This is a genomic window from Flavobacterium sp. UM26 (genome assembly GCF_057922445.1).
On sequence record NZ_JBVHCY010000006.1, the window covers coordinates 12664 to 31752 of the forward strand.

Genomic DNA, 19089 nt, shown 5'->3' on the forward strand with positions numbered 1-19089 from the left:
TAACCTTCTCAAAAAACAAATCATGAAACGATTACTCTCTATAGAATTACAAAAAATCTGGCTCAACAAAGCCAGTAGAGTCCTTACGCTTACTTATTTCATATTACTTTCCTTCATTGCCTTGATTGCATCCATCAAATTTGATTTGGGTGTATTCAAATTTCATTTGGCCGAAATGGGAATTTTCAACTTCCCTTTTATTTGGCATTTTAATACTTATATCGCGGCCATCTTAAAATTCTTTTTGGCGATTGTCATTGTATCGATGATGGCCAATGAGTACAGTTATGGCACACTAAAACAAAACCTCATCGACGGAATGAGCAAAAAAGAACTGGTACTTTCTAAATTTTTGACGGTAGTTGCTTTTGCCTTAGCTTCAACAGTATTTGTTTTTGTAATGAGTTTAATTTTGGGATTGTGTTTCTCTTCCTACACTGAGGTGAGCATCATTTTCTCTGATTTAGAATACGTCCTTGCCTTTTTTGTAAAACTTACAGGATTCTTTTCTTTGTGTTTGTTTCTTGGAATTCTAGTCAAACGTTCGGCTTTTGCTATAGGATTTTTATTGGTTTTATCCATTGCAGAAGGAATTGCTAATGGTATTTTAACTTTTAAAATCTTTCCAGATAGCCCAATTGCGGGATACATTACCCAATTTTTCCCATTAGAAGCTATGTCGAATTTGATTGTAGAACCTTTTTCAAGATTATCGTTAGTCAAAACCATTGGTACTCAAATTGGCGTTGAAAACACCAAAGACTATGGCGTAGCTTTTACCTCCATTCTCATCGTGTTGGGATGGATTGTAGTTCTCAATTTATTGTCTTACAAAATCTTAAAAAAGCGCGATTTATAGTATATTTGCTGTACTATGAAGATCAAATCTTTCCTTTTTTTACTAGTTGTTTTTTGTTTTTTTCAAAAAGCAAAAGCGCAATTTATCAAAGTAGACGATACGTTTAACACGCAACATTTAGTTGAAAAAGTATTGGTCAACAGTTCTTGTGCTCAAGTTTCAAATTTTAGTGAATCGGGCGACACATTTACCCCTAGTAGAAAAAGTTTAGGTTTTTTTGATGCTAACGGTACTTCGTTCCCTTTTAAACAAGGGATATTTTTGAGTACGTGGAGCAGTAACAACACACCTGGTCCCTATGTCGAAAATCAAAGAGGTGGAGGTTCAAAAAATTGGGGAGGAGATGTAGACTTGGATGCAGTACTTGGCATTTCGAGTATTAATGCTTCTGTTATTGAATTTGACTTTGTGCCATTAACGGATTATGTAAGTTTTAATTATTTGTTTGCTTCTAATGAATATCAATCTTACTTTCCTTGTGAGTTCTCTGATGGATTTGCTTTTTTAATTAAAGAGAAAGGAAGTACTACCCCATACAAAAATTTAGCTGTTTTACCAGGAACTACAACTCCAGTTTCGTCAAAAATTGTCCACCCATTGATCAATCCAGTTACCACTAGTAACGGAGTTAGACCAGGCTGTCCTGCAATTAACGAAAACTTTTTCAATGGCTATAATGCTTTTAATAGTCCTATTAATTATGCTGGACAAACCAAAGTATTGACCGCCGAAACAAAGGTTACTGCGGGAAAAACCTATCACATCAAATTAGTAGTTGCCGATGATAGAGAAGAAGTTTTTGACTCGGCTGTTTTTATTGAAGCAGGAAGTTTCAGCTCTAAAATTGATTTGGGAGCTGATCGTTTATTGGCCACCAATAACCCGATTTGTTTTGGAGATTCATTACTCTTAAACACGAATTTACCAGCAACAAATTCTTTTGAATGGTTTAGAAATGGAGTAAAAATTAATGGCGCAAACCAACCTACCTATCAAGTTACCTCAGCTGGAACCTATAGAGTTGACGTGGCATTTTCGCCAACTTGTATCATCTCAGAAGAAATAAAAATAGAATACACTCCAGATTTGACATTGAATAACAGCACTGTAGTGCAATGTGATATTGACGCAGATGGTTTGACCACTTATGATTTAAGTACTACTGATACCAATCTAAAAAATAATGATGTAAACATTACAAAAACTACATGGCACAGCAACTTGACCGATGCACAGAATACGACCAACGCAATAACCAATTTAACGAGCTTTAGTAATTCGAGTCCAAATCAAGTGCTTTATGTGAAGGCTAGTTCCAAATATGGCTGTTCTAAAATTGCAACAGTTACTTTGAGTACAGCTACCACGGTTGTTCCGAGTCCGAATCCTATTGCTGTTTGTGACGAAGATGGTACGCTAGATGGATTGCATCGATTTGATTTAGCCACATTGGTAACGCCTCAATTGTTGAATGGTTTGCCAACGGGTTTGGTGGCGGAATACTATCTTTCGTTTGCCGATGCTTTGACAGAAAAAAACAAGATAGGTCCAGTTTTTACAACTACTCAAGCTTTTCAACAAACTATTTATGCTAGAGTTAAAAACGGTTCCGATTGCTATGGCATAACCCCAATTAATTTGGTGGTTAACGTTTTTAATCCTATTAATTTTGAAGATGAATCACTTTTTTTATGTAATGGAAATAGTGTAAGTTTGAGTGTAGACTCGGGTTTTTCAAGTTATTTGTGGAATACTGGCACTACTACAGCAGCAATAACTGTGCAGCAAGCGGGCACTTATACTGTAACCGTAACTAACGATAAAGGTTGCAAAAAAACAAAAACGTTCATCGTCAAAGCTTCTGAAAAAGCAATTTATGAGAATGCCGTGGTAAAAGATTTTGCGGGGAATAAAAACACTATTATAATACAATTCAAAGGAACAGGAAACTACGAATTTTCGTTAGATGGTACAAGCTATCAAGACAACGCTACTTTTACCAATGTAGCTCCTGGTAGTTATACCATTAGTATCCGAGATAAAAATGGCTGTGGCATCACTACTAGTGATTTGATTTATGTATTGGACTATCCTCGTTTTTTTACCCCAAATGGGGATGGTTTTAATGATACTTGGAAAATCAATAATTTAAACACTTTGCCTCAATCGAGAATCGTAATTTTTGATCGATATGGCAAACTGCTTAAGGAATTAACTGCTGTAGGTGATTCTTGGAATGGGACTTTTACGGGAGCGCCATTGCCTTCGGATGATTACTGGTTTCAACTTATTTTTGCTGATGGTAGAATCATCAAAGGACATTTTAGTTTAAAACGATAATTACTGCGCTCTTTTATAAAAAATTGCTTTTCGTGCAAAAAACATAAAAAAAGATACCTCTACTTTGCATAAAAACTTATAAATAATTCTTTTTAGTACTCTTTTTTTATCCACTTAATAAACCTATTTTTGGTTTTATAATCTAAAAATCAATTGTATTGATGTTTGCCAGTAATCTATTTCTTAACTTTTAGCCCCGGTAGTAGCGGCATCCTTTTTCTTTTTTCTTTAAAAAGGAAAAGATACAGCGGATAACGGGACGATGTTACCTAACAATGCCTATTGTTACTGCTCCTAAAAAAAGAAATATTTTGATTTGGCAAAACCATAAATCATGCTTTTAACAACCCTATGAAAAACCTATTAACCATTTTTTTTATATTTCTAATTTCTACTGTACAAGCGCAGTTTAGTAAAACGCATTACTTACCTCCTATTACCGCGCAATCGGGTGTGGTAGAAGACCATTACATTTATATTTCTACGCCAAATACTACAAATGTTCCTTTTAAAATTATTGAGAATGGTGGTACAGTGATTTCGGGTGTGGTGAATAATTTGAATCCCTATCGCTATTTTATAGGAACGGGCGATTTTACGCAATTGTTTACTCCAAAAAACATAATTGGAATTGTAAAAAATAAAGGATATGTAATTGAAGCCGAGGATTTGGTGTATGCCAATATTCGTGTGAATGCGGCAAGAACCACCTCTAATGCCTTTAATCACGCTGGGGGAATGGTCTCGAAGGGAAATAGTGCTTTGGGTAAAACATTCCGATTGGGAGCGATGTTGAATCCTCTTTTTGATACTACTTTATTGAATTTTGCCTCCATTTTGGCGACTGAAAACGGAACAAAAGTCACGATTTCGAATTTGCCTATTGGAACTATTTTGACCGATGGTACGGTAATTAACGGACCAATCACAGTGACGCTAAACAAAAATGAAAGTTACGTACTGGCATTGGAAAATAATAACTCAGGCGGAACACCGTCAAATAGCGGAAAAATGATTGGCGCCTTGATCGAATCGGATAAAGCGGTGGCGGTTAACGCGGGTTCGTTTTGTGGTAGTAATAGTACTGTGGTAAATGGTGCAGGAAATCCAATAGGACGTGATGTGGGATTTGATCAAATTGTGCCTATTGAACGCACGGGAACTGAATATATTTTTGCCAAAGGAGAGGGAACAAACGAACTAGAGCGAGTTTTACTAGTAGCACATACAGACCAAACCAAAATTTTCCTTAACGGTGGTACAGCCCCTTTTGCTACCTTAAACAAAGGAGAATACATTGCGATTGATGGTATCAATTTTATTAACGGTAGCATGTATGTTACCACTTCTGAAAAAGTTTTTGCCTACCAAAGCATTGGAGGAACAGCTTCACCAGCCAATCAAAACATGTTTTTTGTTCCGCCTTTGAACTGTTCTACACCAAACGTGGTGGATAACATTCCAAATATTCAAGAAATTGGTAGCATCATTTATGATGGTGGATTGAATATCATTACTGAAACAGGAGCCACGGTTTTAATCAATAATTCCCCTATTAGTGCCAGTCCGCAATCAATTACTGGAAATCCTGGGTTTGTGAAATATACTGTGTCAAATTTGACAGGAAACATAGCTGTAAAATCTACCAAACAAGTGTATGTTTCTTATTTTGCAACCAACGGAGCTGCGACCTATGGCGGTTACTATTCTGGTTTTGATTTGAAACCAGAAATTGTATCGGATAAAATTGCTGTAGGTACCTCGTCTTGCATTCCTAATGTTGTTTTAAAAATTAGTAGTTTATCAGCTTATGATACATTTCAATGGTACAAAGATGATGTGGCAATTCCGTTGGCTATTACCAACACCTATACACCTACTACACCAGGTTATTATCAAGTTAGAGGAAGTATTTCGGGTTGTTTGAGTGATGTTTTCTCGGATAAAATCCCTGTTAGCGATTGTGCCAAAGATGATGACAATGACGGTACAAACAACAACATTGATATTGACTGGGATAATGATGGCATCGTAAACAATACCGAAAGCAATACTATGTTGCTTAACCAAAGTACACCTTTAGCATCAAGTGATTATGATGGAACTATTACAGGCCCAGGAACGATTTCTGGTTATCCTTTTTATGGATTTGTTTCTGAAGTACCTGCTGTTAAAAACACTCCAAATAGCTATACTTTGACCTTCAAAAAACCTGAAACCATTACTTTTCAATATATAATTGATGGCATTTCTCAAACTACACCTGTTGGAGATTTAGCCAATGGTGATGGAGATTTCGTAGTTAGTGCACCAACGAATCAAACGTTGACAATTACCAACCCATTCGATGATGTCTTAATTGATACGAATTTTGATGGAATTTATGAAAGTGGTGTAAAAGAATTTACCTCTTTTGAAATTCGTTTTCGATTTAAAAGCACTACCCCTATTCCCCAAGGTGGTGCGCGCTTTAAAATTCAAGGATACAAAATTACAGCCTTAACATTTAAACATTACAATCTTTCGGAAACAACTAGCAATCGTGCTACATTTATGCTAGGCCAAAATATAGAAACGGACACTGATGCAGATGGTATTGCAAACGCCCTAGATTTAGATAGTGACAATGATGGAATTCCTGATAGTATTGAAGCACAAGGAAAAGGATTTAAATCATTTACTGGTGTAGATACCAACAAAGACGGTTTGGATGATGCCTTTGAACCTGGATTAGTACCCATTAATTTTGATACTGATGCAACTATAAGTTTCACTGGTTATGACTACTTAGACCTTGATAGCGATAATGATGGTATTTATGACCTAGTTGAAGCAGGACACAATGCCGTCGATGCGAACAAAGATGGAAAAGTAGACGGTAATGTAGGTTTGAATGGATTATTGGACAGTTTAGAAACTACTCCAGATAGCGGAAAATTAAAGTATACCATAGCGGATTCTGATGCAGATGGTAATTTCAACTATTTTGAATTAGATAGTGATGATGATGGTTGCAAAGACGTCATCGAAGCTGGATTCCAAGATGCTGACGCAGATGGATTATTAGGAAATAGTCCAGTGACGGTAAACGACAAAGGAGTTGTTACATCAGGCACAGGATACACCACTCCAAATACAAATTACACTATTGGAGCTCCTATCGTAATTACTTCTCAACCCAGTAACAAATCACAATGTCTACTACAAAGTACTACTTTTGAAGTAGTCTCTAATGCAGACAGTTTTCAATGGGAATTGAGTACTGATGGAACAACTTGGACTACACTAATCAATAACGCAAATTATTCAGGTGTTACAACTAAAACACTACAAGTCAATAGCATTGCCGCAAGTATGAATGGCTATATTTATCGTGTGCAATTGAACAGAGTAGGAAACTCATGTGGTTTAACTTCTACAGTGGCAACATTAACCACATTAGCACTTCCAACTGTCGCCTCAAGTATCACGTTGAAACAATGTGATGATAACATTGATGGTATCTCTGATTTTAATCTCACCGAAAAAAATAGTTTCATTAGTACAAATTATCTAAACGAAACGTTTACTTATTTCAAAACTGCTGCTGGAGCTACAAACAATGATGCGGCAACGAAAATTGCTGACCCAACCAAATATACCAGTGGTATAGGAAGCGTTTGGGCTAGAGTAGAAAACACAAATGGTTGCTTTAGTACAAGTGAAATAAAATTAATCGTTTCAGCTACACAAATTCCAACCTCTTTTCAGCGCAATTTTGTAGTTTGCGATGATTATGTAGATGCTGCAAATGACGACAGAGACGGAATCGCCACCTTTAATTTTAGTAGTGTAACTGCCGATATTCAATCATTGTTACCTTCTCCATCTACAGCTTACACTATAAAATATTTCCCAACACAAGCTGATGCTTTAGCCGAAACTAATGAAATAACGAATACCACTTCCTACAGAAATACTATAGCAAATCAACACCCTATTTATGTAAGAGTAGATTCTAATCTAGACAACGCCTGTTTTGGCTTAGGAAATTATGTGACACTAACCGTTGAAAAATTACCCGTTGCCAATCCAATTACTGACTACAAAGAGTGTGATGAAATTAGCAATGATGGCATTTTTACATTCAATACAGCAACTTTACAAGCCGATTTATTAAAAGGACAAACCAATGTGGTGGTTACCTATTTTGATGAAAATAATAATCCGTTGCCCAGTCCGTTTCCTTCTAATTTTTCGACTAAATCACAAACCATAAAAGCACGAGTAACGAACAGCATTACCAAGACAAACAACGGCGTTCCTTGTTATGATGAAACAACCATCAAATTTATCGTCGACGTTCATCCAGTTGCTAATGCAGTAACCATTCCTGCTACTTGTGATGATGCTAACCCAAGTGATACCGATGGACTAAATGCTTTTGACACCAGCACTATAGAAAGCCAATTATTAAATGGTCAAACTGGAATGGTGGTTCGTTATTTTGATGCTAACAATACTCCTTTACCAAGTCCTTTGCCTAATCCTTTTATTACGGCTACTCAAAATGTTAAAGCAACGGTTGAAAATCCAAAAAATACGACTTGCATAGAAGAAACCTTAATCTCTTTTGTGGTAAATCCATTGCCCAATATTAATTTGAATACCGATGGATCTGAAGATGCCTTGGTGTGTACCAATTTACCGACCTTTTCGGTACAACTCAACGCCGCGATTAATGATGGAAGTCCAATATCGAATTACAGCTATATTTGGAAAAAAGACGGAGCTGTACTAGTAGGACAAACTGGTTATACTTTAGATGTTACTAGCAAGGGAATTTATACAGTTGAAGTAGCAACAGCACAAGGATGTAGTAGAACGAGAACAATAAAAGTAACCGCCTCCGACATTGCCAAAATCGAATCTGTTGAAATTGTTGATTTGAGCGATGTGAACAAAGTTACAATCAATGTTAGTGGCCAAGGAGATTATGAATACAGTTTAGATGACGCTACAGGTCCATTTATTTCTTCAAATGTGTTTGAAAACATTTCTTCTGGCATTCACACAATTTATGTCAATGATAAAAATGGATGTGGAATTGTGAGCAAAGAAATCGCTGTTGTTGGTGCGCCCAAATACTTCACCCCAAACGGAGATGGTTACAACGATTATTGGAATGTTAAAGGGACCAATACTGCCGCCAACTCAAAATCTGTGATTCGTATTTTTGACCGATACGGTAAATTGCTCAAACAAATTTTTCCTAACAGTAATGGTTGGGACGGAACTTTTAATGGTCAACCACTACCTTCTGATGACTATTGGTACACAGTCGTACTCGAAGATGGTCGAGAAATCAAAGGCCATTTTGCCCTGAAACGATAATTTATAAAAGGTTTGACTGCCGGAATTGTCTCGGCGTCAAACCTTTTTTCTTCAAAAATATTCGGTTAAAATAACTCAAAGACTCATAACCACATTGCATAGCAATCTGATTGATATCCAAGTCTGTTTTTAATAAAACTTGACAACTTTCTTGTATTCGAATATCATTCAAATAATCTGAGAAAGTTTTACCCGTAGCTTTTTTAAAAAATTTGCAAAAATTACTTTCCGAAAGTGAAATCAAATTCGCTACCTCAGCCAAAGTAATTTTTTTAGTGAAGTTTTGCTCCAAATAACCACAAACTTTATTAATTCTTCTTTCCGTTTCTAAAGAGTATAAAGGCACAAATTTTTCTGTGGCCAATGGAACTGATTCAGCAACACTCAATTGATTCAAAACTGACAAAAAAGAAAGAATACGATCAAAACCCGAAGTCTCCGTAAGTTGAATCATCAAGCTTTTAATTTCCTCGTTTGAAGCAGTAAAAAAAAGTCCTTTTTCGGCATTAACTAACATTTTTTGCAAAGCATCACTTTCCTCAAAACCTAAAAAAGAAGCTATAAATGAGGAAGAAAACTGTAACACAACTGCTTCAAACAACGAATCATCTTTAGATTTCCCTACCCAAGTATGCGGTAAATTAGGACCTATCAAAACCAAATCACCTTCTATAAATGGTGCATAGCTATTCCCCACTAATCGAAAACCATTGCCTTTAACTATATAAGTCAATTCATATTCGGGATGATAATGCCATTTGAATTCAAAAAAAGGAATTTCAAAACGATAGCTATAAAAAGTAGCATTAGGTTGCTGCAATCTAATTTGTTCTAAAACTGGCTTCATAACACAATACTATTCATATTTTTATCAAATATAACAACTTAAATTCAGTATAGTATCATAATTGAATAAGATAGGATTAATTCTGTACCGTATATTCCACTAATTTTGATATATTAAGTATTTTTTATTTAAAAAAAATAAAAGATATGATTTCAAAACGTCAATTTCAATCCTATGAAAAGCTATTATATTCTTTTTGCCTTATTATTTTTTAGTACTATGAATGCACAACAAAAAAAACAGGAACAGTACACAACACTACCTTTTGGAAGTATTACTCCTTCGGGCTGGATAAAAAATCAAATGGAAAATGACATGAAGGGTTTTGTTGGTCATCTAGACGAATTAGTTCCCGATTTGATTAATGATCCCATATACGGAAAAGGAAGACTGCAAAAACACAGCAAAGCAAAAGATTTGGGCAATCAAAAAGAGGGAGATGCCGAAGGAGATGATCAATACAAATGGTGGAATAGCGAAACGCAATCCAATTGGTGGGATGGCTACATAAGAAATGCCATTTTGCTGAATGACAGCAAGGCTTTACAAAAAGTAAAAAAACATATCAAAGAAATCTTAGCCACACAAGATGCTGATGGCTATCTTGGAATCTACGACCCTGAACTACGATATAAATTCAATTCAGAAAATGGAGAATTATGGGCAAAAGCCACTTTGTACCGTGGTTTATTAGCCTATTATGACTATTCAAAAGATCCTAAAGTTTGGAATTCATTAGTAAAAGCTGTCGATAACGTAATGCAAAATTATCCCATAAACGCGTCAAGTCCGTTTAGTTCAGGGGAAAAATTCAATGGTGGAGTTTCTCACGGCTTAACATTTACAGATGTTTTAGACAAGATGTATCAAATCACTAAAGAGCAAAAATACCTAGACTATGCCCTGTTCTTGTACTTAGATTACTCAAAAACGTTTCAATCTGAAAAAGATGCACAGTTACAAAACATTTTAAATCCAAATTACAAACTGCAGTCGCACGGCGTTCATACATTTGAACATTTACGACCTTTAATTGTGGCAACATATACAAAAAACAATCCTGAGATGGAACAAGCCCTTGATACTTTTATACAACGCATTAGAGAAGTTACCACCACTACAGGAGGACCAATAGGTGATGAATGGATTGCAGAAAGAAAAGCCAATGCAACACATACAGGTTATGAATATTGCTCTATTCACGAACTTTTGGATAGTTACAGCGTCTTGCTTCAAAAAAATGGAGAAGCACAACTTGGAGATGACATCGAAACTATATTTTATAATGCTGCACAAGGGAGTCGAAATCCTAATCATTCCTGCATAGCCTATCTAAAAACAGATAACTCTTTTGAAATGATGGGAACCAAAAATGGTGAAATAGAACCCAACAGAAAACAAACCCGATACAAATACTCACCAGCGCATCAAGATGTCGCCGTTTGTTGCAATCCAAATGCTGGTAGAATTACACCTTATTTCATAGAAAAATCTTGGTTGCTAGAAATTAACAATACACTTGTGGCAAGTTTGCTTGCCCCTTCAACTGTAAAAACAACCATAGAAAACAAACCCATACAAATAGAAGAAGTTACCCAATATCCCTTTGAAAACCAGTTTACATTTAGAATACATAATCCTAAAAAGGCAAAATTTAATCTAAAAATCAGAAAACCCAATTGGGCGACTAAAATAATTGCATCAAAACCATACAAAGAGGTCAACGGTTTTTTATTTTTTGAAGAAAACAGTAAAGAAAAAGAGGAGATTTCATTAAAATTTGAAGCTGAAATCATAGTCAAAAAGGACAATAACAACGAAAAATATTTTACCTATGGTGCTCAGGTTTTTGCGTTACCCATTCAAGCCGAAGAAATAAAAGGAAGACAGTACAAAACTGGTTTTTACGATGTAGAATATGCTCCTAAAGAAAAGTTAAGTTACTCCTTTATTGAGGAAAATTATGCTAAATTTAAAGATGGTAAAATAGAGGTAACCTTAAAAAACAACAAAACACAAACCACTAAAATAGTGACTCTTATCCCATTTGGAAAAACCATTTTAAGACAAGTTTCCTTTTAAAATATTGTATTTATGAAAAAAATCACCATCCTATTACTAGTAATCACCACTTCAATTCAAGCACAGATCCAACGCATTGAACCCGCCAATTGGTGGGTAGGTATGAAACTTAATCAAATCACGTTATTGGTCTACGGAAATAATATTCAAGATTTAGAACCTACAACAAAATATGAAGGAGTAAATATCGTGAAAACAGAAAAAGTTGAGAATCCAAACTATCTTTTTGTAACGATAAACATAGCTCCCGATACTAAAGTTGGAAAAGCTAAGATTGACTTCAAGAAAAAAGGAAAAACCATCATGACTAAAGACTTTCCTTTATTAGCAAGAGAAAACAACAGTGCCATAAGAGAAAGTTTCTCTAACAAAGATGCAATTCTCTTAATAATGCCTGATCGTTTTGCTAATGGTAATCCCAAAAACGATAACCTGCCCGGTAGTTTAGAAAAAGCCAATCGCGCTGACGAAAGCGGAAGACACGGTGGTGACATTCAAGGAATTATTAACAACCTAGATTACATTCAATCGCTTGGGTATACTCAAATTTGGAATACGCCATTGGTAGAAAACAATATGCCAAAATATTCCTATCATGGCTATGCAGCAACCGATTTTTATAAAATTGATCCTCGCTACGGTACCAATGAAGATTTTAAAAGACTGGTACAAGAAGCCAAAAAAAGAAACATAGGATTGATATGGGATGTAGTCTTAAATCATTGTGGTTCTGAATATTACTTCATCAAAGACATACCAATGAAAGATTGGGTTAATTTTCCTGATACCAAAACAAGAACCAATCACTTGAAATCGACGCTTTTGGATCCTTATGCCACCGAACAAGATAAAAAAGGCTATACTGATGGTTGGTTTGATACAACCATGCCCGATCTAAACCAAAAAAACCCATTAATGGCTAGTTATTTGACTCAAAACACGATTTGGTGGATCGAATACGCGGGACTTTCTGGTTTTAGAGAAGACACTTTTTCCTATGCGGACAAAGACTTTTTGTCCTATTGGACCAAAACTATTTTGGAAGAATATCCCAACTTTAACATTGTAGGCGAAGAAATGACCAACGTAAAAGAAATTTCCGCCTACTGGCAAAAAGACAAAAAAAATACCGACGGTTACCAATGTTACTTGCCTTCCTTGATGGATTTTGCATTGACTGATAACTTAGTCAAAGCATTGAATACCAAAAACGATTGGGAGTCTACCTGGAAAGAAGTGTACCGTGGAATGGGAGAAGATCATTTGTTTCCTAACCCAAATAATCTGTTGATTTTCCCCGATAATCATGATATGGATCGTATATATACTCGATTACAACACAATCTGGACCATTGGAAATTAGCCATGACCTTATATGCCACTATGCGAGGAATTCCGCAAATGTATTATGGCACTGAACTGTTGTACAGACAAGAAAAACCTGGCAATGATGGTTTCAGAAGGGTCGATTTTTATGGCGGTTGGGAAGGCGATGCCAAAAATGCCATTACTGGAAAAGGCTTAACCACTGAAGAACAAGAAGCCCAACAGTATTTTAAAACACTTTTCAATTGGAGAAAAACAGCCACCGCTATTCACAATGGAAAATTCAAACATTATGCTCCTGAAAAAAATGAAGCTTACGTCTATTTCCGATACACCGATACGCAAAAAATAATGGTGGTTTTGAATAAAAACGATAAAAAAATCACATTGGATATGAAAACCTATCAAGACATGATTCCTTCCAATTTTAAGGCTAAAGAAGCACTTAGTGGTAAAGAAATAAATGTGAATGGAACGCTAGAAGTAGCTCCAAAATCGGCGTTGATTCTAGAAATACAATAAATGAAAGCGCGTTTTTTAATAGAATTCAGATTTAGCTGGAGAAAATCTATATCTTAAAAACCTTATTCAATTATTAGCTTTTTGATTTCCTGCAAGGTTTTCCAAACCTTGTAGGTATGTTTCTAAATACCTATGAGTTCATAAAAAACCTCGTAGGAAATTGAAAAAACACTAAACATAAACAAATGAAATTCAATTTAATACTACTATTTTCTATCATTTTTATTCACCACTCGGTGGCACAAGTGCAAGTAACTTCGGGCAAAGTACAACGTTTTGAAAACTTCAAATCACAACTCATTGATGCTCGAAATGTAGATGTTTGGTTACCCGATGGATATTCTGAGAAAGAAAAGTATGCCGTTTTGTATATGCATGACGGCCAAGCTTTATATGATGCCCAAAGCACTTGGAACAAACAGGCTTGGGAAATTGACGAAGTAGCTGGGAAATTAATTGCCGAAGGAAAAACTCAAAAATTTATAGTCGTAGGCATTTGGAATAATGGTCCAAAACGCCATCCGGAATATTTTCCTCAAAAGCCTTTTGAAAGCCTAAATGCTATTCAAAAAGATAGTGTAACTGCGCAATTACAAAAAGCGGGCAGAACCAAAGAAGCCTTCCAACCGTATTCTGATTTGTATTTGAAGTTTTTGGTGACCGAGTTAAAACCATTTATTGACCGAACATTCGCCACAAAAAAAGATCAAAAGAACACCTTTATTGCTGGTTCCAGTATGGGGGGATTGATTTCGATGTATGCGATTTGTGAATATCCCAAAGTCTTTGGTGGTGCGGCTTGTTTGTCTACCCATTGGCCCGGAATCTTTACGGTTGAAAACAATCCCATTCCTGAGGCTTTTGTTCAATACTTAAAAAACAATTTACCCCATCCAAAAACGCATAAAATCTATTTTGATTATGGCGACCAAACTTTGGATGCTTTGTATCCAGCACTACAACAAAAAGTAGATGTTGTAATGAAAGCCAAAGGATATACCAACAAAAATTGGGAAACCAAATTCTTCCCCGGAGAAAACCATTCGGAAGTAGCTTGGGCAAAGCGATTGGACATTCCTCTATTGTTTCTTTTAAAAAATGACTAATGAAAAAGATAGCACTCATTCTGTTTTCTGTCGGCTTATTTATCGGGTGCTCCAAAAAAGAACAAACACCTGATTTTACACAATTTGTCAACCCTTTCATTGGTACCGATGGAACTGGTCACACTTTCCCTGGTGCTTGTTTGCCTTTTGGAATGGTACAGCCAAGCCCAGACAATGTAGATATTGGTTGGGATTACACCTCAGGCTATCAATACAAGAATCCTGAAATTCTAGGGTTTTCCCAAACTCATTTGAGCGGCACGGGAATTAATGATTTAGGGGACGTTCTATTGCTTCCTTTTGTAGATATTAAAACCGAAAATTTCAAAACGACTTATAATAAAAAAACGGAAAAAGCTAGCCCAGGTTTTTATACTGTCACCTTAAACGATAGTATAAAAGTCAACCTTACTGCTACTGAACGTGTGGCTTTTAATCAGTTTGTCTACCCAACTAACAAAGCTAAATTATTAGTTGATATTCAACACGGGTTGCGCTTTTTGACCGATTCTTTGGTCTTAGATAGTAAAGTTAGCATTGAAAACAACAACACTATTTCGGGGTATTGTCATAACAAAAACTGGGTGGAGCGAAAATACTTTTTCACACTTACTTTTGATACCCCATTTGTAAATACAACTGAGTTACCCAAAAAACCAAAAGAAAAAGCGCCTCGATATATTCTTGATTTTAAGCTAAAAAACAAAACATTACAAGCCAAAATTGCCTTTTCGACTGTAAGTATAGAAGGAGCCAAAAACAATTTAGAAACAGAAGTATCGCATTGGGATTTTGATAAAACAGTGGCTAATGCCAAAGCAAAATGGAACGAGTATTTGTCCAAAATTGAAATCGAAGCGCCTCTAAAACAAAAGCAAATATTTTATACTTCTTTGTATCATTTGTTTACACAACCCGCCAACATTGCTGATGTGGATGGCCAATACAGAGGTGCCGACGATAAAATTGCAAAAGCTCCAAATGGCGAATACTACTCTACCCTCTCGTTGTGGGACACCTATCGAGCCGCCAATCCTTTATATACTATTTTAGTGCCAGAACGCGTAAATGGTTTTGTGAACACTATGCTTTTGCATCATAAAGCTGCTGGTTATTTACCTATTTGGACCGTTTGGGGACAAGAAAACAATTGCATGATTGGGAATCATGCCATTCCAATAATAACCGATGCATACAACAAAGGATTCAAAGGATTTGATGCCAATGAAGCTTTGCAAGCCATGATTGAAACCACTACCGAAAATCATTTGAATAATGATTGGGATTTGTATAACAAATATGGCTATTATCCCTTTGATAAAATAGATAATGAAGCCGTTTCACGTACATTAGAAAGTGGTTATGACGATTACTGTGTGGCAGTATTAGCCGAAAAATTAGGCAACAAAACGGTAGCCGAAACCTATTACAAAAGAGCCTCCTACTATAAAAACCTATTTGATAAAAACACAGGCTTGATGCGAGGCAAAAATACCAAAGGCCAATGGAGAACGCCATTTGAACCTTTGAAACCGACTTCCCCTATGAACAACCCAGGTGATTATACCGAGGCTAATGCTTGGCAGTACTCATGGGCTTCTACTCAACATGATGTGGCTGGTCTTACCCAATTATTAGGAGGCAAAGAACAATTTACCCAACAGTTGAATACTTTTTTTACTCTTAATGGAGAAAAAGACAATAAACACCTTGGACAAGAAGGCATGATTGGTCAATATGCTCACGGCAACGAACCAAGCCATCATATTTCGTATTTATATGCCTATTCTAATGAACCCGAAAAAGGGAAAAAATTAATCACTCAGATTTACAATCAGTTTTACAACAATACGCCCGATGGCATAACAGGCAATGACGATTGTGGACAAATGAGCGCTTGGTATATTTTTACCACGTTAGGGTTTTATCCAGTAAATCCGGCTACTGGTGATTTTGTTTTCGGGATGCCCCAAGTAAAAAAAGCTACTTTGCATTTAAAAGACAACAAGAAACTAAGTATCGAATCTTCTAGAAACACCAATTACAAAACGACTTTAAATAAAAATAATAGCCTGACTACCTCTATTACTTATTCACAAATAATGAACGGAGGAACCTTAACTTTTGAATAAAAAAGACTTCAATAACCCATCTATCCAAACCATCACGATGTATCGATTCCTTAGCCTATTTTTTTTAATATGTAGCATGGCTTTTTCTCAAAACACAAGCCTTACTATTACTGTCACTGGAATAAAAAACAACACCGGAAAACTTACCGCCGAAGTCTACAACTCGAAAGGAAAGTTTTTAAAAAGTGCTTTTAAAACCACTTCGGCAACTATAAAATCCAATTCGGGAACTGTTGTTTTTAATGATTTACCCAAATCCGAATACACGGTTATGGTATATCACGACGAAAACAACAATGGAAAATTGGACAAAAACTTTATCGGAATGCCAAAAGAAGCGGTAGCTTGTTCCAATAATGCGAAAGGCTTTATGGGACCACCAAAATATGAGGATGCCAAGTTTTCTCTTATGGCTGACACGAAAATTACAATAAAAATGAATGATAAGTTATAATTGTGTTAGGGATAGCAGCGGCATCCTTTTTGGGGCTTTTTTCTAGCCCCAAAAAGATATAGCGGATAGCCCGACCCGGCTTTTTCTGGCGGGAAACACCATAAAAAAATCCCAAACTCCATTTACTTTGGAATTTGGGATTTGTATTTTGACCTCAAACTAAATTAGATTTTGAATCGTTTTCTGTCATTTTCGTTAAGGTATATTTTACGTAAACGCAATGATTTTGGCGTTACTTCAACATACTCATCTTTTTGAATGTATTCTAATGCTTCTTCTAATGAAAATTTGATTGCAGGAACAATTCTAGCTTTATCATCAGCTCCAGAAGAACGCACGTTGGTCAATTTTTTAGTTTTAGTAACGTTTACCGTCATATCATCACTACGAGAATTCTCTCCAATTACTTGACCTTCGTAGATGTCTTCGTTTGGATCCACAAAGAATTTACCACGATCTTGTAATTTATCGATAGAATAAGGAATTGCTTTTCCGTTTTCCATAGAAATCAACGAACCGTTGTTACGTCCAGGAATTTCACCTTTGTATGGCTCATATCCAATAAAACGGTGTGCCATGATAGCCTCACCCGCAGTTGCTGTCAACAATTGGTTACGTAATCCGATGATCCCTCTTGATGGAATGTTGAATTTCACCACCATACGATCACCTTTACCTTCCATAGATAACATTTCTCCTTTACGAACAGATACAAACTCAACCGCTCTACCTGAAAGATTCTCAGGTAAATCGATGGTTAATTCCTCAATAGGCTCACATTTTACCCCATCAATTTCTTTGATGATTACTTGTGGTTGACCAATTTGTAATTCGTATCCTTCTCTTCTCATGGTTTCAATAAGTACCGACAAGTGCAATACACCACGACCAAATACCATGAATTTATCAGCAGAGTCCGTCTCAGCCACACGCATGGCAAGGTTTTTCTCTAACTCTTTAGTCAAACGCTCACGAATGTGTCTTGACGTTACAAATTTTCCTTCTTTACCAAAGAATGGCGAATCATTGATGGTAAACAACATACTCATAGTTGGCTCATCAATTGCGATAGTTTGTAACGCTTCTGGATTTTCAAAATCAGCAATGGTATCTCCAATTTCGAAACCTTCTACACCAACAATAGCACAGATATCACCAGCAACCACTTGAGCTACTTTTTTACGTCCAAGACCTTCAAAAGTATGTAGTTCTTTGATTCTTGATTTTAAAATCTTTCCGTCACGTTTTACCAAAGAAATTGGCATACCTTCTGTTAAAACCCCTCTTTCTAAACGACCAATTGCAATACGACCAGTGAAAGAAGAGAAATCTAAAGAAGTAATCAACATTTGTGGTGTTCCTTCTGATACTTTAGGAGCAGGAACATTCTCAATTACCATATCCAACAAAGGCTCGATATTTTGAGTTTGAACTTTCCAATCCTCAGACATCCAGTTGTTTTTAGCAGAACCATAAACAGTTGGGAAGTCTAATTGCCATTCTTGCGCTCCCAATTCAAACATCAAGTCGAATACTTTTTCGTGCACTTCTTCTGGAGTACAGTTTTCTTTGTCAACTTTATTGATTACCACACAAGGTTTTAATCCCAAATCGATTGCTTTTTGCAATACGAAACGAGTTTGAGGCATTGGTCCTTCAAATGCATCTACTAGCAAACAAACACCATCCGCCATATTCAATACACGCTCTACTTCTCCACCAAAATCCGCGTGACCAGGAGTATCAATAATATTGATTTTAGTTCCTTTGTATTCAACTGATACGTTTTTTGATGTAATAGTAATCCCTCTTTCACGCTCTAAGTCGTTGTTATCAAGAATTAAATCACCTGTATTTTCGTTTTCACGAAATAATTGACAGTGATACATAATTTTATCAACCAAAGTGGTTTTACCGTGATCGACGTGGGCAATAATTGCAATGTTTCTAATAGATTCCATCTGTGATTTTTTGTGGGTGCAAAGGTACACTTTATTTTCATATAAAAAACTTTCCAACACGGTTTCCTAAAACAATGAATAACAAGC

Annotated in this window: 10 protein-coding genes; 8 read left to right on the top strand and 2 right to left on the bottom strand. The window is 36.0% G+C overall.

From position 1 onward, the window contains the following. Nucleotides 1-22 precede the first annotated feature (22 nt). From ACZ1AQ_RS08435 to ACZ1AQ_RS08445, 3 genes are all read left to right on the top strand, one after another. Nucleotides 23-859: an ABC transporter permease gene (locus ACZ1AQ_RS08435; protein ID WP_489632482.1), complete on the top strand. Its 837-nt coding sequence runs from the start codon at nucleotides 23-25 to the stop codon at nucleotides 857-859. A 15-nt stretch (nucleotides 860-874) separates the two neighbouring features. After that, complete coding sequence (locus tag ACZ1AQ_RS08440; protein ID WP_489632483.1) at nucleotides 875-3199, top strand: T9SS type B sorting domain-containing protein; 2325 nt, start codon at nucleotides 875-877, stop codon at nucleotides 3197-3199. A gap of 351 nt (nucleotides 3200-3550) precedes the next feature. Then, on the top strand, nucleotides 3551-8572 hold the full coding sequence (locus ACZ1AQ_RS08445) for a T9SS type B sorting domain-containing protein (protein ID WP_489632484.1): 5022 nt from the start codon (nucleotides 3551-3553) through the stop codon (nucleotides 8570-8572). A 1-nt stretch (nucleotide 8573) separates the two neighbouring features. On the opposite strand, the gene ACZ1AQ_RS08450 is transcribed toward ACZ1AQ_RS08445, so the two are convergent. Beyond that, nucleotides 8574-9419: an AraC family transcriptional regulator gene (locus ACZ1AQ_RS08450; RefSeq protein ID WP_489632485.1), complete on the bottom strand. Its 846-nt coding sequence runs from the start codon at nucleotides 9417-9419 to the stop codon at nucleotides 8574-8576. Between the two features lie 174 nt (nucleotides 9420-9593). On the opposite strand from ACZ1AQ_RS08450, the gene ACZ1AQ_RS08455 reads away from it, so the two are divergent. From ACZ1AQ_RS08455 to ACZ1AQ_RS08475, 5 genes are all read left to right on the top strand, one after another. Next, nucleotides 9594-11501, top strand: a complete 1908-nt coding sequence (locus ACZ1AQ_RS08455; RefSeq protein WP_489632486.1) for a beta-L-arabinofuranosidase domain-containing protein — start codon at nucleotides 9594-9596, stop codon at nucleotides 11499-11501. 12 nt (nucleotides 11502-11513) lie between these two features. Then, nucleotides 11514-13349, top strand: coding sequence for a glycoside hydrolase family 13 protein (locus ACZ1AQ_RS08460; protein WP_489632487.1), 1836 nt, complete (start codon nucleotides 11514-11516; stop codon nucleotides 13347-13349). A 185-nt stretch (nucleotides 13350-13534) separates the two neighbouring features. Next, nucleotides 13535-14455: an alpha/beta hydrolase gene (locus ACZ1AQ_RS08465; protein WP_489632488.1), complete on the top strand. Its 921-nt coding sequence runs from the start codon at nucleotides 13535-13537 to the stop codon at nucleotides 14453-14455. Continuing rightward, on the top strand, nucleotides 14455-16587 hold the full coding sequence (locus ACZ1AQ_RS08470) for a GH92 family glycosyl hydrolase (RefSeq protein WP_489632489.1): 2133 nt from the start codon (nucleotides 14455-14457) through the stop codon (nucleotides 16585-16587). Before ACZ1AQ_RS08465 ends, ACZ1AQ_RS08470 begins: the two co-directional genes overlap by 1 nt. Then, nucleotides 16580-17041, top strand: coding sequence for a DUF2141 domain-containing protein (locus ACZ1AQ_RS08475; RefSeq protein ID WP_489632490.1), 462 nt, complete (start codon nucleotides 16580-16582; stop codon nucleotides 17039-17041). Before ACZ1AQ_RS08470 ends, ACZ1AQ_RS08475 begins: the two co-directional genes overlap by 8 nt. A gap of 164 nt (nucleotides 17042-17205) precedes the next feature. Here the strand turns inward: ACZ1AQ_RS08475 and typA are convergent, their stop codons facing one another. Continuing rightward, on the bottom strand, nucleotides 17206-19002 hold the full coding sequence (gene typA / locus ACZ1AQ_RS08480) for a translational GTPase TypA (protein ID WP_489632491.1): 1797 nt from the start codon (nucleotides 19000-19002) through the stop codon (nucleotides 17206-17208). Between the last annotated feature and the right edge of the window lie 87 nt (nucleotides 19003-19089).